This is a genomic window from Alteriqipengyuania flavescens (genome assembly GCF_030406725.1).
In the GTDB taxonomy this organism is placed as follows: Bacteria; Pseudomonadota; Alphaproteobacteria; order Sphingomonadales; family Sphingomonadaceae; genus Alteriqipengyuania_B; species Alteriqipengyuania_B flavescens.
The window spans coordinates 984534-998933 of record NZ_CP129107.1 but is presented as its reverse complement, the minus strand read 5'-3'; the positions used below and the strand labels follow the sequence as shown (position 1 = coordinate 998933).

General features: G+C 66.9%; 18 protein-coding genes. 8 read left to right on the top strand and 10 right to left on the bottom strand.

Going from position 1 to position 14400, the window contains the following annotated elements:
• Position 1: 1 nt before the first annotated feature.
• Positions 2-940: an AraC family transcriptional regulator gene (locus QQW98_RS05265; protein ID WP_290136488.1), complete on the bottom strand. Its 939-nt coding sequence runs from the start codon at positions 938-940 to the stop codon at positions 2-4.
• A gap of 68 nt (positions 941-1008) precedes the next feature.
• Positions 1009-1905 carry a helix-turn-helix domain-containing protein gene (locus QQW98_RS05260; protein WP_290136487.1) on the bottom strand — a complete coding sequence of 299 codons (897 nt, stop codon included), beginning with the start codon at positions 1903-1905 and terminating at the stop codon, positions 1009-1011.
• Positions 1906-2063: 158 nt separating this feature from the next.
• Here QQW98_RS05260 and QQW98_RS05255 point away from each other — a divergent pair, with 158 nt between their 5' ends.
• From QQW98_RS05255 to QQW98_RS05240, 4 genes are all read left to right on the top strand, one after another.
• On the top strand, positions 2064-3095 hold the full coding sequence (locus QQW98_RS05255; RefSeq protein ID WP_290136486.1) for a quinone-dependent dihydroorotate dehydrogenase: 1032 nt from the start codon (positions 2064-2066) through the stop codon (positions 3093-3095).
• Between the two features lie 10 nt (positions 3096-3105).
• On the top strand, positions 3106-4845 hold the full coding sequence (gene ggt, locus QQW98_RS05250; protein WP_290136485.1) for a gamma-glutamyltransferase: 1740 nt from the start codon (positions 3106-3108) through the stop codon (positions 4843-4845).
• Positions 4846-4976: 131 nt separating this feature from the next.
• On the top strand, positions 4977-6764 hold the full coding sequence (locus QQW98_RS05245) for an AMP-dependent synthetase/ligase (protein ID WP_290136871.1): 1788 nt from the start codon (positions 4977-4979) through the stop codon (positions 6762-6764).
• 130 nt (positions 6765-6894) lie between these two features.
• Entirely contained in the window at positions 6895-7167 is a 273-nt protein-coding gene (locus tag QQW98_RS05240; RefSeq protein WP_290136484.1) for a cupin domain-containing protein, read from the top strand.
• 6 nt (positions 7168-7173) lie between these two features.
• Here QQW98_RS05240 and QQW98_RS05235 read toward each other — a convergent pair whose 3' ends face one another.
• The 5 genes from QQW98_RS05235 to QQW98_RS05215 form a co-directional block, all read right to left on the bottom strand.
• On the bottom strand, positions 7174-7695 hold the full coding sequence (locus QQW98_RS05235) for a hypothetical protein (RefSeq protein ID WP_290136483.1): 522 nt from the start codon (positions 7693-7695) through the stop codon (positions 7174-7176).
• 136 nt (positions 7696-7831) lie between these two features.
• Positions 7832-8002, bottom strand: coding sequence for a CsbD family protein (locus QQW98_RS05230; protein WP_290136482.1), 171 nt, complete (start codon positions 8000-8002; stop codon positions 7832-7834).
• A 139-nt stretch (positions 8003-8141) separates the two neighbouring features.
• The gene (locus QQW98_RS05225) at positions 8142-8942 is read right to left on the bottom strand and encodes a bifunctional sulfur carrier protein/thiazole synthase protein (protein ID WP_290136481.1); all 801 of its coding nucleotides are present in this window, start codon (positions 8940-8942) and stop codon (positions 8142-8144) included.
• A 58-nt stretch (positions 8943-9000) separates the two neighbouring features.
• Entirely contained in the window at positions 9001-9210 is a 210-nt protein-coding gene (gene thiS / locus QQW98_RS05220; protein ID WP_290136480.1) for a sulfur carrier protein ThiS, read from the bottom strand.
• A gap of 16 nt (positions 9211-9226) precedes the next feature.
• Entirely contained in the window at positions 9227-9598 is a 372-nt protein-coding gene (locus QQW98_RS05215; protein WP_290136479.1) for a MerC domain-containing protein, read from the bottom strand.
• Positions 9599-9722: 124 nt separating this feature from the next.
• On the opposite strand from QQW98_RS05215, the gene QQW98_RS05210 reads away from it, so the two are divergent.
• The 4 genes from QQW98_RS05210 (at position 9723) to rpsI (ending at position 12311) form a co-directional block, all read left to right on the top strand.
• Complete coding sequence (locus tag QQW98_RS05210; RefSeq protein ID WP_290136478.1) at positions 9723-10781, top strand: COX15/CtaA family protein; 1059 nt, start codon at positions 9723-9725, stop codon at positions 10779-10781.
• Entirely contained in the window at positions 10778-11101 is a 324-nt protein-coding gene (cutA, locus tag QQW98_RS05205; RefSeq protein ID WP_290136477.1) for a divalent-cation tolerance protein CutA, read from the top strand. Before QQW98_RS05210 ends, cutA begins: the two co-directional genes overlap by 4 nt.
• 200 nt (positions 11102-11301) lie before the next feature.
• Entirely contained in the window at positions 11302-11781 is a 480-nt protein-coding gene (gene rplM / locus QQW98_RS05200; protein ID WP_290136476.1) for a 50S ribosomal protein L13, read from the top strand.
• On the top strand, positions 11781-12311 hold the full coding sequence (gene rpsI, locus QQW98_RS05195; RefSeq protein ID WP_290136475.1) for a 30S ribosomal protein S9: 531 nt from the start codon (positions 11781-11783) through the stop codon (positions 12309-12311). The genes rplM and rpsI overlap by 1 nt, the downstream gene beginning before the upstream one ends.
• A 78-nt stretch (positions 12312-12389) precedes the next feature.
• On the opposite strand, the gene QQW98_RS05190 is transcribed toward rpsI, so the two are convergent.
• The 3 genes from QQW98_RS05190 to QQW98_RS05180 are packed head-to-tail and all read right to left on the bottom strand — an operon-like array spanning position 12390 to position 14363.
• Positions 12390-12590 carry a hypothetical protein gene (locus QQW98_RS05190; protein ID WP_290136474.1) on the bottom strand — a complete coding sequence of 67 codons (201 nt, stop codon included), beginning with the start codon at positions 12588-12590 and terminating at the stop codon, positions 12390-12392.
• Between the two features lie 52 nt (positions 12591-12642).
• Positions 12643-13524 carry a metallophosphoesterase family protein gene (locus tag QQW98_RS05185; protein WP_290136473.1) on the bottom strand — a complete coding sequence of 294 codons (882 nt, stop codon included), beginning with the start codon at positions 13522-13524 and terminating at the stop codon, positions 12643-12645.
• The gene (locus QQW98_RS05180; RefSeq protein ID WP_290136472.1) at positions 13521-14363 is read right to left on the bottom strand and encodes a diacylglycerol kinase family protein; all 843 of its coding nucleotides are present in this window, start codon (positions 14361-14363) and stop codon (positions 13521-13523) included. Before QQW98_RS05180 ends, QQW98_RS05185 begins: the two co-directional genes overlap by 4 nt.
• Between the last annotated feature and the right edge of the window lie 37 nt (positions 14364-14400).

Sequence of the window (14400 nt, the reverse complement as noted above, 5' to 3'; positions counted from 1 at the left end):
CTTAGTTTTTCGCCAGCCCGCCGATCTCGCGAAAGTTCTGCGTATCCAGCATTTCGCTCAGGAAAGGGCTCGCGTCGTCGCTCAGCCGCGCAGGCGTGCGCCCCACGAACAGGCCGATCTCGCGGATCCTGTGCGGCTGGTCGAAGAAGGCGTCGTAGACCTGGCGCTCGAAGTCGGGCGCAAGTTCAGGCAGGGACAGCAGGGCGGCTGCCCGCAAGGCGCGATACTTGCGCTTCAATGCCACCGGAGGCAGCCCCAAATATTGTTCCAGCACGCGCTGCACCTGGCGGCGCGAATAACCGAGGCTGTCGTAGAGATCGTCGAGGTCGGGATCGAGGTCGGCAGCCAGCCACCGGTTGGTCGCCGCGATCAGGTCGCGGTGCCTGGCCGGCACGGTTTTCGAATTCGCGCCGATATAGTCCGCCAGCGCCGCTGCGATGTCCTGCGCCGACAAGGCGCCGCTGCGATAGCCTTCGCTCCAGATCTCGCCGAGGCGGCCGATCTCCCCGCCCAGCGTATCCTCGGCGCGGTAGATGTGGTTGCTGTGCTGCGCTGCGTGTAGGCCCGTCAGCCCCGCCCAGCCCAGCGGCGTGAGCGCCGCACCGATCGGGTGGAACGGCCCCTGCACTTCGAACGGCGCGGCGATGGATAGTGGCGTGAGCAGGCTCATGCGGTGAGACGGCTCGCTCCGCTCCTCGCCGAAGTACATGGTGCCTTCGCCCTTGGCGAACAGCGACAGGTGGCCGATCGAGGCGGGCTGGATGTCGGATATCTCGCTATCCTCGCAGCGGAACCAGTACATCGTTGTAATGTAATCGAATAAATGTGTCGGAACGGGCAAGTAATCGACCGTGAACGACGCGCTTGGCGTAAGTCCGCCGCGCTGCTTGCCCCAATCGGACGGAACGCCAGACTTGGGTTCCCGTCCGTCGAAGCTCATCTTTAGTTCTCCAGAGCGACCCGGTTAACTACGATGCCGGGTGCCTATTGGAGAAATTACAGAGAAAGTCAATTGATTGGGCGTTTCCCGCCCTGTTCGACAGCATGAAGGTCGATGTTGCCGTAACCACCGGTGCCAAGCGTCTCGACCCCCAGGTGTGGCTCGTCCGGCGAGAGACGCTTGGGCGTGCGACCGGTATAGCGCTGGATCTCGTGGATCATGTGCGCTTGGTCGTAATAGGCATCGGTCACCTTGGAGCGCAGCTCCGCCGTCAGATTGGGATCGGCGAGGATGGTTGCCGAGCGAATCGCGCGGAATCGAGTGACCACGCCCTTGGTCGGGCGACCGAAGAAGCGGCGGCACAGGCGCTGGAGCTGGCGCGCCGACAGGCCCAGTTCCTTTTCAAGGTCCGCGATCTCCGGATTGAGGTCGGAATTGAGCCAAGCGAAGGTCCGCTCGATCATCTGGACGTGCTGCGGGCGCAGCGGCTTCAGCCCGTCGCGAACCACTTCGGCCATCAGCCCGGCCGCCCCTTCGGCATCGATCTCCCCGTCTCGCAGCGCCGGGGCGATCGCCGTGAGCCGGTCCGCGAGATCGCCCTCCAGCACTTCGGCCGCATCCATCGTCCGGTTGCCGTATTCGTCCACCGGCATGCCCGACAGCGCAGCCCAGCCGCGCGCGGTGAGCGAAACGCCGGCGGCCCGCACCGGGCCCGACAGGTGGAACGGTGCCGCTTCCAGCAGCGGGGTGAGGAAATAGGCTTCGCTCGACCGCCCGGTGCCGCCGCCGGGCATTTCCATCGTCGCCTGCCCGCGCGCGTACACAATCAGCTGCGCCGAATAGGCGGGCAGAATGTCGTCGATCTCGCTGACATCGGTTTCGAACGTGTACAGCGAATCGATGAACGGGGAGAGCCCTTCGGGCGCGGGCAGGAAGCGAAAACGGAACTTGTCGGAATCGACCATGTGCGTGTTTCCCCCAAAACCGCAGAGCGCCCGACCCGGATGTGTAAGGACGCGATAATTGTGGCATATGCACTAAAATGCGCCGGAATGCCACCGGCTTGGCGCCCATGGGCTGCGTAAGATTGCCACATACGCCCTTTCGCCGCATGAGGGCGCCCATGCTGTTCGACCTCGTCCGCCCGGCCATTTTCGCACTCGATCCCGAGCGCGCTCACCGCCTGACCATCAACGGCCTGAAAGCCCTGCCGCCCGGGACGCCGCCCGGCAGCGATCCCGCGCTGGCGAGCGAGGTCGCAGGCGTCCGCTTTCCCAACCCGGTGGGCCTCGCCGCCGGATACGACAAAGACGCCGAGGTGCCCGACGCGATGCTGGGCTTCGGCTTCGGTTCGGTCGAGATCGGAAGCGTCACCCCGCGCCCGCAGGCGGGCAATCCCAAGCCGCGGCTGTTTCGCCTGGTCGAAGACGAGGCGGTCATCAACCGGATGGGCTTCAACAACGCGGGCGCCACCGCCGCCCTGTCGCGACTACGCAAGCGGGCGGGGCGTCCGGGCGTGGTCGGGGTGAATATCGGGGCGAACAAGGACAGCGAGGATCGCATCGCCGATTACGCGAAGATGACCCAGCTGATGGCGCCGCTCGCCAGCTACCTTGCGGTCAACATTTCCAGCCCCAACACGCCGGGCCTGCGCGCCCTGCAGGACGAAGGCGCGCTCACCGCCCTGCTGGATGCGGTGTTCGAGGCGCGCGGCGGCGACGGTCCGCCGGTGTTCCTGAAAGTGGCGCCCGACCTCGAACCTGCCGATATCGATGCCATCGCGCGCATTGCGATCGAGAGCGGGCTTTCCGCGCTGATCGTCTCCAACACCACGATTGCGCGACCCGACCTTGCCTCGCCCCACCGGATCGAGAGCGGCGGACTGTCGGGCGCGCCGCTGCGCGACCTCGCCCTCCAGCGCATCCGCGATTTCCGTCAGGCGACGGGCGGGCGGATCCCGCTGATCGGCGTGGGCGGGATCGCCAGTGCCGACGATGCGTGGGCACGTATCAAGGCCGGCGCCAGCTTGGTCCAGCTGTACAGCGCGCTCGTTTACAAAGGGCCCGGTCTGCCGCGCCGGATCAACGAGGGGCTGCTGGCGGCGATGAAGCGGGAGGGGTACTCCGCCATTGCCGAGGCGGTCGGAAACGAATAGCCAACGGCGCATGACATTCCGGACCGCGCTCACCGCCCTTTCCGCCGCGTTTGCCAGCCTGGCTCTGGCATCCTGCCAGACCATTGCCGGGTCCGCCCCCGGCAATCCCATCGCACAGACCGAGCGCGCCGGGATCGTGTCCGCCAACGACCCGCGCGCCACCGCTGCGGGCGAGGAGATGCTGGCGCTGGGCGGCAGCGCGACCGACGCGGCCATCGCCACCATGTTAGCGCTCACCGTCGTCGAGCCGCAAAGTTCCGGCATCGGCGGGGGCGGTTTCCTTGTCTGGAGCGACCGTGCCGGCAACGTCGTGACGCTGGACGGGCGCGAAACCGCGCCGGTCGCCGCCACGCCCGACTGGTTCCTCGACAACGCCGGCAACCCGCGCAGCTTCGCCGATGCCGTGGCCACCGGCCTTGCCATCGGCGTGCCGGGCAACGTCGCCCTCGCCGCAGAAGCGCACGAACGATACGGCCGGCTGGACTGGGCCACGCTGTTCGGCCCCGCCATCCGCCTGGCGCGCGACGGGTTCGCGATGAACCCGCGGCTGCACGGCGCCCTGACCGACGAGAAGGGCCGCGGGGCCCTCAGCGCGGATGCGGCGGCGATCTTCTACCGGCCGGACGGCAGCGCGAAGCCCGTCGGCACGGTGATCCGCATCCCCGAACTCGCGGTCACGCTGCAGGCGATTGCCGATGGCGGTGCGCAAGCTTTCTACAGCGGCGACAGGGCGCGCGAGATGGCGCAGGTGATCTGGCAGGCCACCCCCGGCGCGCGCGGCATGACGGCGAGCGATATCGAGGCCTACACTGCCCGCCAGCGCCAACCGGTATGCGGCATGTACCGCGCCTATCGCATCTGCGGCATGGGTCCGCCCTCTTCCGGCGGGGTGGCAGTGCTCCAGATGCTCGGCCAGCTCGAGCGGTTCGACATTGGCGCGATGGGCCCTGAGTCGCCACAATTCTGGAGCCTGTTCCTCGATTCCCAGCGCCTCGCCTATGCCGACCGCGAGCTGTACATCGGCGATAGCGATTACGTGTTCGTGCCGACCGAAGGGCTGGTCGACCCGGCCTATGTCTCGGCACGCGGTGCCTTGCTGAGCGCCGAACGCGCCCTCGACCGCGCGCTGCCCGGCATGCCGCCCGGCGCACCGACCGCGCAGGCCGACGGGGACGAGCCGGTCGAGTCGGGCACGACGCATTTTGTCGCTGCCGACGGGGCGGGCACGGTGGTCAGCTACACCTCCACCATCGAAAGCGCCTTCGGCTCCGGCCATCGCTTCGGCGGGTTCTACCTCAACAACGAACTGACCGATTTCAGCTTCAGCCCGGACGTGGACGGACGGCCGGTTGCGAACCGGGTGGAGGCGGCAAAGCGCCCGCGCAGCTCGATGGCGCCGACCATCGTCTTCGCACCCGATGGCGCTCCCTACCTCATCATCGGCGCGAAGGGCGGGCCGACGATACCGGTCCAGACCGCGCGCAGCATCATCGGGGTAATCGACTTCGGGATGGAGCTGGAAGACGCGCTCGCCCTGCCCTTCGCCATGTATTACGGCGACCGCCCCGCGCTGGAACAAGGCACTTCGCTTGCCGCGCTGGCGCCGCAGCTGGAAGCGATGGGCCATGCCGCCCCGCGCCTCGTCCCGCTCAACCACTGGACCACCGGCGCGCGCTGGAACGGGGAGGCGTGGGAGACCGCGATCGACCCGCGCCTCGCCCCGCAGCTGGTGATGCCGGACGGGGAGTGACGGGGCACAGGCCGCGCACGCTTGCGGCGGGCACGGCGGAACCCTAAACCCCGCCATCCGGTTGCCATTGCAACTATTGCATGTCGCACAGAACGAGAGGTGCCGCTTTGGCCGTCATCGACATCGAAGCCATGGACCGGGTCAGCAGCCTGGTCGAACTGTTCTTCCAGCGCGCCGACGCCAAGGGCGACGCCCCGTTCCTCGGCGCGAAGCGCGAGGGCGGCTGGCAGACGATGAGCTGGCGCGAAGTGGCGGACCAGGTCTGCAACCTGGCCGAAAACCTGCGCAGCCTGGGGCTGGAGGCTGGCGATCGGGTCATGATCGTGAGCGAGAACCGCCCTGAATGGTGCATCGCCGACCTCGGCATCATGGCCGCCGGCTGCATCACCGTGCCCGCCTACGTCACCAATACGGAACGCGACCACCAGCACATCCTCGACAATTCGGGCGCGCGGGCCGTCATCGTGAGTTCCGACAAGCTCGCCCAGCCGTTGATCCCCGCCATGATGCGTTCCGGCGCGGCGGAACACATCATCCCGATCGACGGCGTGAAGCGCAGCCAGTCGATGGGCTTCACCTGCCACGCATGGAGCCAGATGGTCAGCGGCGACGCGGCCGCCAACCGCAAGGCGGTGGACGAGCGGATGAAGGGCATCGGCCGGGCCGACACCGCCTGCATCATCTACACCAGCGGCACCGGCGGCGCCCCGCGCGGCGTGTTGCAGCACCACGGCGCCATCCTGACCAACGCGACCGGCGCGGCCGACATCCTGCAGGAAGACTTCGGCATCGATGAAGAGCGTTTCCTGTCCTTCCTGCCCCTCTCCCACGCCTACGAGCACACCGGCGGGCAATTCCTGCCGATCGCGGTCGGCGCGGAAATCTACTATGCCGAAGGGCTGGAGAAGCTCGCCAGCAATATCGAGGAAACGCGCCCGACGATCATGGTCGTGGTCCCGCGCCTGTTCGAAGTGCTGCGCACGCGCATCATCAAGCAGGTCGAGAAGCAGGGCAAGGCGGCCAATTACATGATGGATCGCGCGCTCGGCATCGTGGAGCATTCCCGCGACGGCAAGACGCGGCTGCGTGACAGGCCGATGGACTTCATCCTCGAAAAGACGCTGCGTCCGAAGATCCGCGACAAGTTCGGCGGGCGGATGAAGGCGATGGTTTCGGGCGGCGCGCCGCTCAATCCCGAAGTCGGCAATTTCTTCCAGGCGATGGGCCTCACCATGCTGCAGGGCTACGGCCAGACCGAAGCCGCGCCGGTAATCAGCTGCAACCGGCCCGCTGCCGGGCTCAAGATGGACACGGTCGGCCCGCCGATGCGCGGGGTCGAGGTGAAGATCGCCGACGACGGCGAGATCCTCGTGCGCGGGGAACTGGTGATGCAGGGCTATTGGCAGAACCCGGCGGAAACCGCGCGCACGCTGCAGGACGGTTGGCTTCACACCGGCGATATCGGCCATTTGGACGACAAGAACCGCATCGTCATCACCGACCGCAAGAAGGACATGATCGTCAACGACAAGGGTGACAATGTCGCCCCGCAAAAGGTCGAAGGCATGCTGACCCTGCAGCCGGAGATCGCGCAGGCGATGGTGGCGGGCGACAAGCGGCCCTACATCGTCGGGCTGATCGTGCCCGATGCCGAATGGGCGGTGGAATGGGCGCGCGCCAATGGCGAGAAGTTCGACATGGAAGCGCTGCAGCAGCTGCCCGCCTTCAAGACCGCCGTGCGCGCCGCCGTCGACCGGGTGAACAAGGAACTGTCGGTGATCGAGAAGGTCCGCCAGTTCGCCTTTGCGGACGAGCCCTTCGCCATCGAGAACGAGGAAATGACCCCCTCAATGAAAATCCGCCGCCACAAGATCCGCGACCGCTACCAAGAACGGCTGGACGGGTTGTACCGGAGTTAGCTTGCGACAATCACTACCGAAAATCGTCGCCTGCACTGCGTTGGCGCTCCTGGGCGGCTGTGCGACCGCGACCGCTCCAGGAAGCGATTCCCTGCCCGGCGCACTAGAGGCCGGGTGGGCTGGCGAGAGCGTGTGCGAGGGCCTTTACCAGACTTCCGACCGCCGGGTCTTGCGCTGCACCTTTCCGCCGGGTGTCGGGCACGAGCGGCATTTCCACCCCGCCCATTTCGGCTACGCCCTCAGCGGGGGGACGATGAAACTCGTGTCCGCGGACGGAGAGCGCACGGCGACCATCGAGACCGGCTCCAGCTATTCGAGCGAGGGTGTCGCCTGGCACGAAGTGGTCAATGTCGGCGACACTACGGTCACCTACCTGATTTTCGAAGAGCTGAACGGGGAGTAGCCCGGCTCAGGCCGCGTCCAGCTCGACCTGTTCCGGGAAGAACTGCGGCTCGGTCTCGCTCCAGCCGGGCGCGGTGGCGGCGGCTTCGCTGAGCGATTGCAGCAGGTCCTTGCGGCGCGGCGGGTCAATCTGCGGCAGGGCGGCGGCCGCGCAGAAGGCGGCCGGCAGCCACGGGCGCACGGCAGCACCCAGCAGGCGTTCGTACAGGAAGCGAAAGGCCGAAAAGCTCTGGATCGCGCCGCACGACAGGTCGAACCGGGCAAGGCCGATCAGCTCCGCCATGAAGCAATCGAGCTCGTCGAGCGAATAGGCCGCCGGGATCGTGCCGCGCAGCGCCTTCAGCTGCTGGTAGGCGATGTAGTGGCGACGCGTTGCAGTCGCATCCTTGCCCATCGGGTCGCGGAAGGCATCGCGCCGGGCGAGGCCGATGTCGAGCGCGCGTTCGATATAGGCCTGCTCGGCCCCGCTGAAGCTGGCGAACTCCCGCCACTCCGCGATTGCCAGCGATCCGTTTGCCATAACGCCCATCGTCGCATTCCCCCCTGAAATTCCAAGGGAGACTGTCGCGCAATATGGTTAGCGAAGCGTAAACGCGCGTCGGGGGGCATACGGAAAGGGCCGCGGTAATCCCCGCGGCCCCATTCGTGTCAGCTATGGCTTTCGATCAGATGTCGTTGCCGAGCGCGCCTTCGACTTCGCCCTTCACCTGCTGGGCTTCGCCCTTGCGTTCCTGAGCGCGGCCTTCGGCGCGGGTTTCGGGATTGCCCGATTCCTGCTTCACGTTGCCGATGGCTTCGTTGGTGTTGCCTTTGATCTTCTCGGTCAGTTCGCCCATGATATGTCTCCGTTCTTCGAGGGTGCAGCGGGCCTGGGGGGCGGTCCGGTGCAAGTCGCCGGGGGGCGGCTCGAATAGTTAACGGTTTGAAACGGGGCGATGTTCCGCCTGCTTGCGACGGATGGAAAGCCTGTTGCGCTCAGATGAGGCCGGCGAGCGGGCTGCTGGGATCGGCGTATTTCCGCGTGGCCATACGGCCCGCAAGATAGGCCTCCCGCCCGGCTTCCACCGCCAGCTTCATCGCGCGGGCCATGCGCACCGGGTCCTTCGCTTCGGCGATGGCCGTGTTCATCAGGACGCCGTCGCAACCCAATTCCATCGCCACGGCCGCATCGCTCGCCGTGCCGACCCCTGCGTCGACCAGCACCGGCACGCTCGCGCCTTCCACGATGAGGCGGATCGTGACGCGATTCTGGATGCCGAGGCCGCTACCGATGGGTGCGCCGAGCGGCATGATCGCGACCGCGCCGGCATCTTCCAGCTGCTTCGCCGCGATCGGATCGTCGGCGCAGTAGACCATCGGTTGGAAACCCTCTTTCGCCAGCACCTCGGTCGCTTTCAGCGTCTCGCGCATGTCGGGATAGAGCGTGCGCGCTTCGCCGAGCACTTCCAGCTTCACGAGATCCCAGCCGCCCGCCTCGCGCGCCAGGCGCAGCGTGCGGATCGCCTCGTCCGCCGTAAAGCAGCCCGCGGTGTTCGGCAGGTAGGTGACCTGCTTGGGATCGATGAAGTCGGTCAGCATCGGCGCCTTGGGGTCCGAAACGTTGACCCGGCGCACCGCCACGGTGACAATTTCCGCCCCGCTGGCGGCCAGCGCGTCGGCGTTCTGGCGGAAATCCTTGTACTTCCCCGTGCCTACGATCAGGCGCGAGGTGAAGGTCCGTCCGGCTACGGTCCAGCTATCGGTGGCTTGCTTGTCGGAATTGGGGCTTTGGGTCATGGGTGCGCGATAGGCGCAGGGCCCGGCCAAGCCAACCCTCTTGCCCGCCGCTTACTCCCTATCCGCCGCCGACGAAGTGGACGATTTCCAGCACGTCGCCGTCGCCGAGCGGGGCAGCGCCGAGCGTGGAGCGCGGCACGATCTCCCCGTTCCGCTCGACCGCGATCTTCGCGGGATCGATCTCCAGCTCCAGCGCAAGTGCGCCGATCGTCGCCGCCACAGTGGAGCGCGGTTCGCCGTTCAGGATGATGCTGCGGGGTTCGGCCATGTTGCCGAGATAGGCGCTAGTGGGAGTGACGCAAGTTCAGGATGTGGCCGATGGCCACCAGGGTCACGCCGATCACGGTCAGCACCGCCTCGTCCGTGCCGTGCCCCACGGCCAGCGCGCCACCCATGAAGGTCAGGCCCATCATGGCGACCACGAAAGGCAGCGGGCGATTGTGCCGCACGGCGCCGATGCCGATGGCCACCGCGACGATGAGCATGGCGATGGCGAGGCCGATTTCGTGAAAGATCGGATCGAGCAGGAACGAACCGCCCAGACCGATTCCGGCCACCAGCAGCACGCTCAGAACGCAGTGCACCGCGCACAGGGCGGATAGCCAGATGCCGGCACGGTCGAGCCTGCGGCGAATCGGGGTCTGGGTCTGCGTCATGACTTGGTGGCCTATTTATGTGATACCATAACACGTTTCAAGGGCGCCACGGTTCCGGGCGAAATGCGCAAGCCGCGCAGGTAACGCTCTTGCGCGGGGGCGCGGCGCTCCCCATGGATGCCGCATGGGCGCAGCGACCGGGCAGATATCCGCAGATTCGATAGCGACAGGCGGCGCGCGGCCTTGGCCAATCGCGCGCTGGCTGCTGATCGTCGCCGCGATGGTCGTGCTGATCGTGGCCGTGGGCGGGATCACCCGCCTCACCGAATCGGGCCTGTCGATCACCCAGTGGCAGCCGGTGACCGGCACGCTCCCCCCGCTGACGGAAGCGCAGTGGGAAGCCGAATACGCCGAATATCGCGCCACGCCCGAATACCGGCTGGAGGCGGGCCCGGCGGGCATGACGCTGTCCGATTTCAAGTTCATCTTCTTCTGGGAATGGTTCCACCGCCTGCTCGGCAGGCTGATCGGCATCGCCTTTGCCGTGCCGCTGGCGGTCTTCTGGGTGCGCGGCATGATCCCGCGCGGGTACAAGCCGCGCCTGCTGGCGCTGCTCGCGCTCGGCGGGCTGCAAGGCACGTTCGGCTGGCTGATGGTCCGCTCCGGCCTGTCGGGCGAGATGACCGACGTCAGCCATTTCTGGCTTTCCATCCACCTCCTGACCGCGCTCTTCACGCTGGCCGGTCTGGTGTGGACGGCCCTCGACCTGCGCGCGCTGGCCCGCGACGGGGCCTCCCGCCCGGCGCGCCTGACCGGCTTCGCGGCGATCGTCGGGCTCGTGCTGTTCGTCCAGTTGCTGCTGGGTGCGTGGGTCGCGGGGCTCAACGCCGGGCTCGCGTCCGACACGTGGCCGCTGATGCAAGGGCGCCTGGTCCCCGAAGTCGACTGGTCGCGCGGCGCATGGAGGGCCTTCACCCACGATCCGTTCTGGCTCCATTTCCTCCATCGCTGGTGGGCATGGGCTGCGGTCGCCGCCCTGGTCGTGCTGGCGCGCAAGGCCAGGCCTGCCGACCGCCGTGCATCGGTGGCGGTCCACGCCGCGTTCGGGACGCAGATCCTGCTCGGCATCTTCACCGTGACGAGCGGCGTGGCCCTGTGGCTCGCCGCCTCGCACCAGGTGGTGGGCGCGCTGCTGGTGGCGGCGACCGCCTGGGCCGCCCATGCCATTGGCAGGCGCGCATGAGCAGCGCCATGATCTGGTGCCCTTTCGCGACGCTCGAGGATGCAAGGGCGGCCGCGCGCGAATTGCTCGACCGCAATCTGGTGGCCTGCGCCAACATCGCTCCCGGTGTCGAATCGCTCTTCCGCCGGGAAGGGGAGGTGCAAACCGCGCGCGAGGTCGGGGTCTTTTTCAAGACGAGCGAGGCACGGCTCGCGGCGGCGTGCGAAATCCTCGCCGAAATCCACCCTTACGACGAGCCTGCCGTGATCGGGTGGCAGGCCGATGCCGTGCCGGGCGTGACGGGGCAGTGGCTGGACAGCGCGACGCTCCAGGACCTTTAATGATCGTCCCGGCGCCCAAATAAGGCGCGCGATTTTCGCGACGGTATTATTTTACCTCTCCGCAAACCCGCTGTTTCGCTTGACTTGCGGCGCTTTTCTGCAAGAAGCGCGCCTTCGAAACGGATGGCAGCCCGGATTCGCGCACGCAGTCCAGCCGCCCGCCGCTCGCCCATTCATTCCAGCAACGGAAACCACCAGCCATGAAGGCGCTCAGCAAGCAGACCCGGTCGATCAAGCCGGCCGAGGTCGAGAAGAACTGGCACATCATCGATGCCGACGGCCTCGTCGTCGGCCGCCTCGCCGCGATCATCGCCAATCACCTGCGCGGCAAGCACAAGCCGAGCTACACCCCGCATGTCGATTGCGGCGACCATGTCATCGTCATCAATGCCGACAAGGTGAAGTTCACCGGCAAGAAGATGAACGACAAGGTGTATTACAAGCACACCGGTTATGTCGGCGGCATCAAGGAAACGACTCCGGCCAAGGTGCTGGAAGGCCGCTTTCCGCACCGCGTGCTGGAAAAGGCCGTGGAGCGCATGATCCCGCGCGGTCCGCTCGGCCGCCAGCAGATGAAGGCGCTGCACCTCTACAACGGCACGGAGCATCCGCACGACGGGCAGAAGCCCGCCACGCTCGACGTTGCCTCGATGAACCGCAAGAACAAGGCTTCCGCGTGATGGCTGACGAAAAGAACACCGTGTCCGACCTGTCGGACCTGAAGGACATCGCCGGCGACGCTCCGGCAGCCGATGCAATCGCCGCGGCCGAAGGCGCTGCCGAAACCAGCTCCGCCCCGCTGCGCGAGCAGGAAGTCGACGCCCAGGGCCGTGCCTATGCCACCGGTCGCCGCAAGGATGCGGTCGCCCGCGTCTGGCTGAAGCCCGGCAGTGGCCAGGTCACCGTCAACGGCCGCGACCAGGAAGTCTACTTCGCCCGGCCGACCCTGCGCCTGGTTCTGAACCAGCCGTTCCAGGTGACCGAGCGCGAAGGCCAGTACGACATCGTCGCCACCGTCAAGGGCGGCGGCCTGTCGGGCCAGGCGGGCGCCGTGAAGCACGGCATCAGCCAGGCACTCGCCAAGTACGAGCCGGCCCTGCGCAGCACCGTAAAGGCCGCCGGCTTCCTCACCCGCGACAGCCGCGTGGTGGAGCGCAAGAAGTACGGCCGCGCCAAGGCGCGTCGCAGCTTCCAGTTCAGCAAGCGCTGATCCTTCCGCGCGATACGGATACGAAAAGGGCGGCTCCTCGCGGGGCCGCCCTTTTTCCGTGTCCGGTCCGGATGCGCGTTATTTTTGCAGCGACATGATCCCCCAGGCGAGCAGCGTGCCGATGCCGAACAGCGGCCACGACCACAGCACCGTGTGATCGACGATCTCGATCGGCCTGATATCCAGCTGGCCGCCCGATGCCCCGCCCGAGCCTGCAAAGATGCACACGACCCACGTCAGCAGTCCACCGAGCGGGATGGCCTTGAAGAAATTGATCATTTCGCCCCCACGATGGTCGGAGGCAAACTCGCACACGGCGGTTAAGAACGCGTTAGTGAACCGGCGGGTCGGTGCGCGGTATGCGGCCAACCGGGGCCACGGGCTCGCCCGGCTCGCGCGGGGGGAGCGCATCTTCGGGCACGTCGTCGATCATCATATCGCGGCTGGAAACGTGCTCCAGGTTGCGGACGGACACGTTCAGCTCCTGCCCGTCCCAGCGCAATTCGTTGAAACTGGGCGGGGTCGAGCGCGTCCGCTTGGACAGGGTGCCGGCTCCGATCATCCGCACCGGACCGTTGGGCGTCGGCTCGACCAGGTCGAAGGCGTCGTGCACATGGCCCGACAGGACCGCGAGCACGTTGCGCTTCGCAAGCTCCGCCAGCGCCCGCTCGCCATTTTTGGTCAGGGCGGTGCCTTCCGTGCCCACCTCGCGCAGCGGATGGTGCACTGTCACCAGCGCGCTTGTGCCGGGCGGCAGGGCGTCGATCGCATCGAGGCATTTCTTCAACGCCCGGTCGGTGACCCAGCCCTTCGACCAGTTGAGGCGCGGTTGCGCGCGTACCGCGGTCTTGAGGGGGATCACCGCGATGCCGGGCAGGTCGACCTCGCGCTCGACCAGCTGCTCCATCCCCTTGAACCGACTGTACGGCGCGAAGAACCGCTCGATCGGATTGAAATAGGGCATGTCGTGGTTGCCGACCTCGACCGTGACCGGCGCTTCCAGCGACAGGATCCAGTCCTTGGCAGCGGCGAATTCGCGGTGCCGGGCGCGCATGGTGAGGTCGCCGGTGATCGCCACCGCGTCGGGGCACTGACGCGCGATCTCGTCCCTCGCCCAGTCGAGCGCCTCGTTGTCCTCCAGCCCGAAATGAATGTCGGAAAAGTGGAACAGCAGTGCTTTATCGCGGCCTTGCGGGCCGTTGCCATCGGTCATGCGCGGGTCGCTACCAGATCGACACCGGACCGCGCCACGACAAATGTTTCCTCGCGCTTGCCCTCCTGCGGCTCGCCATCGACCGACAGGGCGATATCCTCGTCCGCGCCCAGCGACACGCTGTCGGCATGGCCCAGTACCTCGTGCGGTCCTTCGCGGAATTCGCGCTTCAGCATGGCCCACCCCTGTTCGAGGTAGCCGCCCAGCGTCGCGGCCGTGAAGGCAACGATGCGGATTCCCTCCTCGCTCGGTTCGAGTTCGATGAGTGGATAGCCGGTGTCGCGGCCGAGTGCAGGTTCCACGCAGTGCACGAAGGGTCCCACAATGGTGGCGCTTGCCGCATCGGCTGCATCACCGACCAGCTGGCCGATGGACAGGTCGCGCATGTCCTCGCGCACGTCGTACCACTTGGCGCCGGGTCCGGCGGATATGCCGACGAGCGCCTGCCGTTCGCCATGGCAGATGATCGGCATGTCGCGCGCCGTCACCTCGCCTGCCAACCGCGCGACGATCTGGCATTCGTCCACTTCGCCGTGGAGGCGACCGGAGAGCAGGTTCATCGTTCCGCCGGGCAGCACCAGCACCTTGCCGCCCCATCCGCCAAGCCCGGCCACGATCGAGCTGATCGTGCCGTCGCCGGTGAAGATCGCTGCCAATCGGATCTCCGCTTCGTCGAATTGCGCGGGTGTGGGCGCCTCGTCCGTGGGGATGCGCACCATGCGGCGTGCCGGAAAGCCGGCGGCGTCGAAGGCTTCAGCCAGCGCCTGCACGGCGTCCTCGCTGAAGCTTCCGCTCTTTTCGTTGACTATCAGCCAGATGGGTTGCGGCTCTATGCGCATGCACGGGGAACGAGCCGCGGTTCGCGCGGTTCCGCTC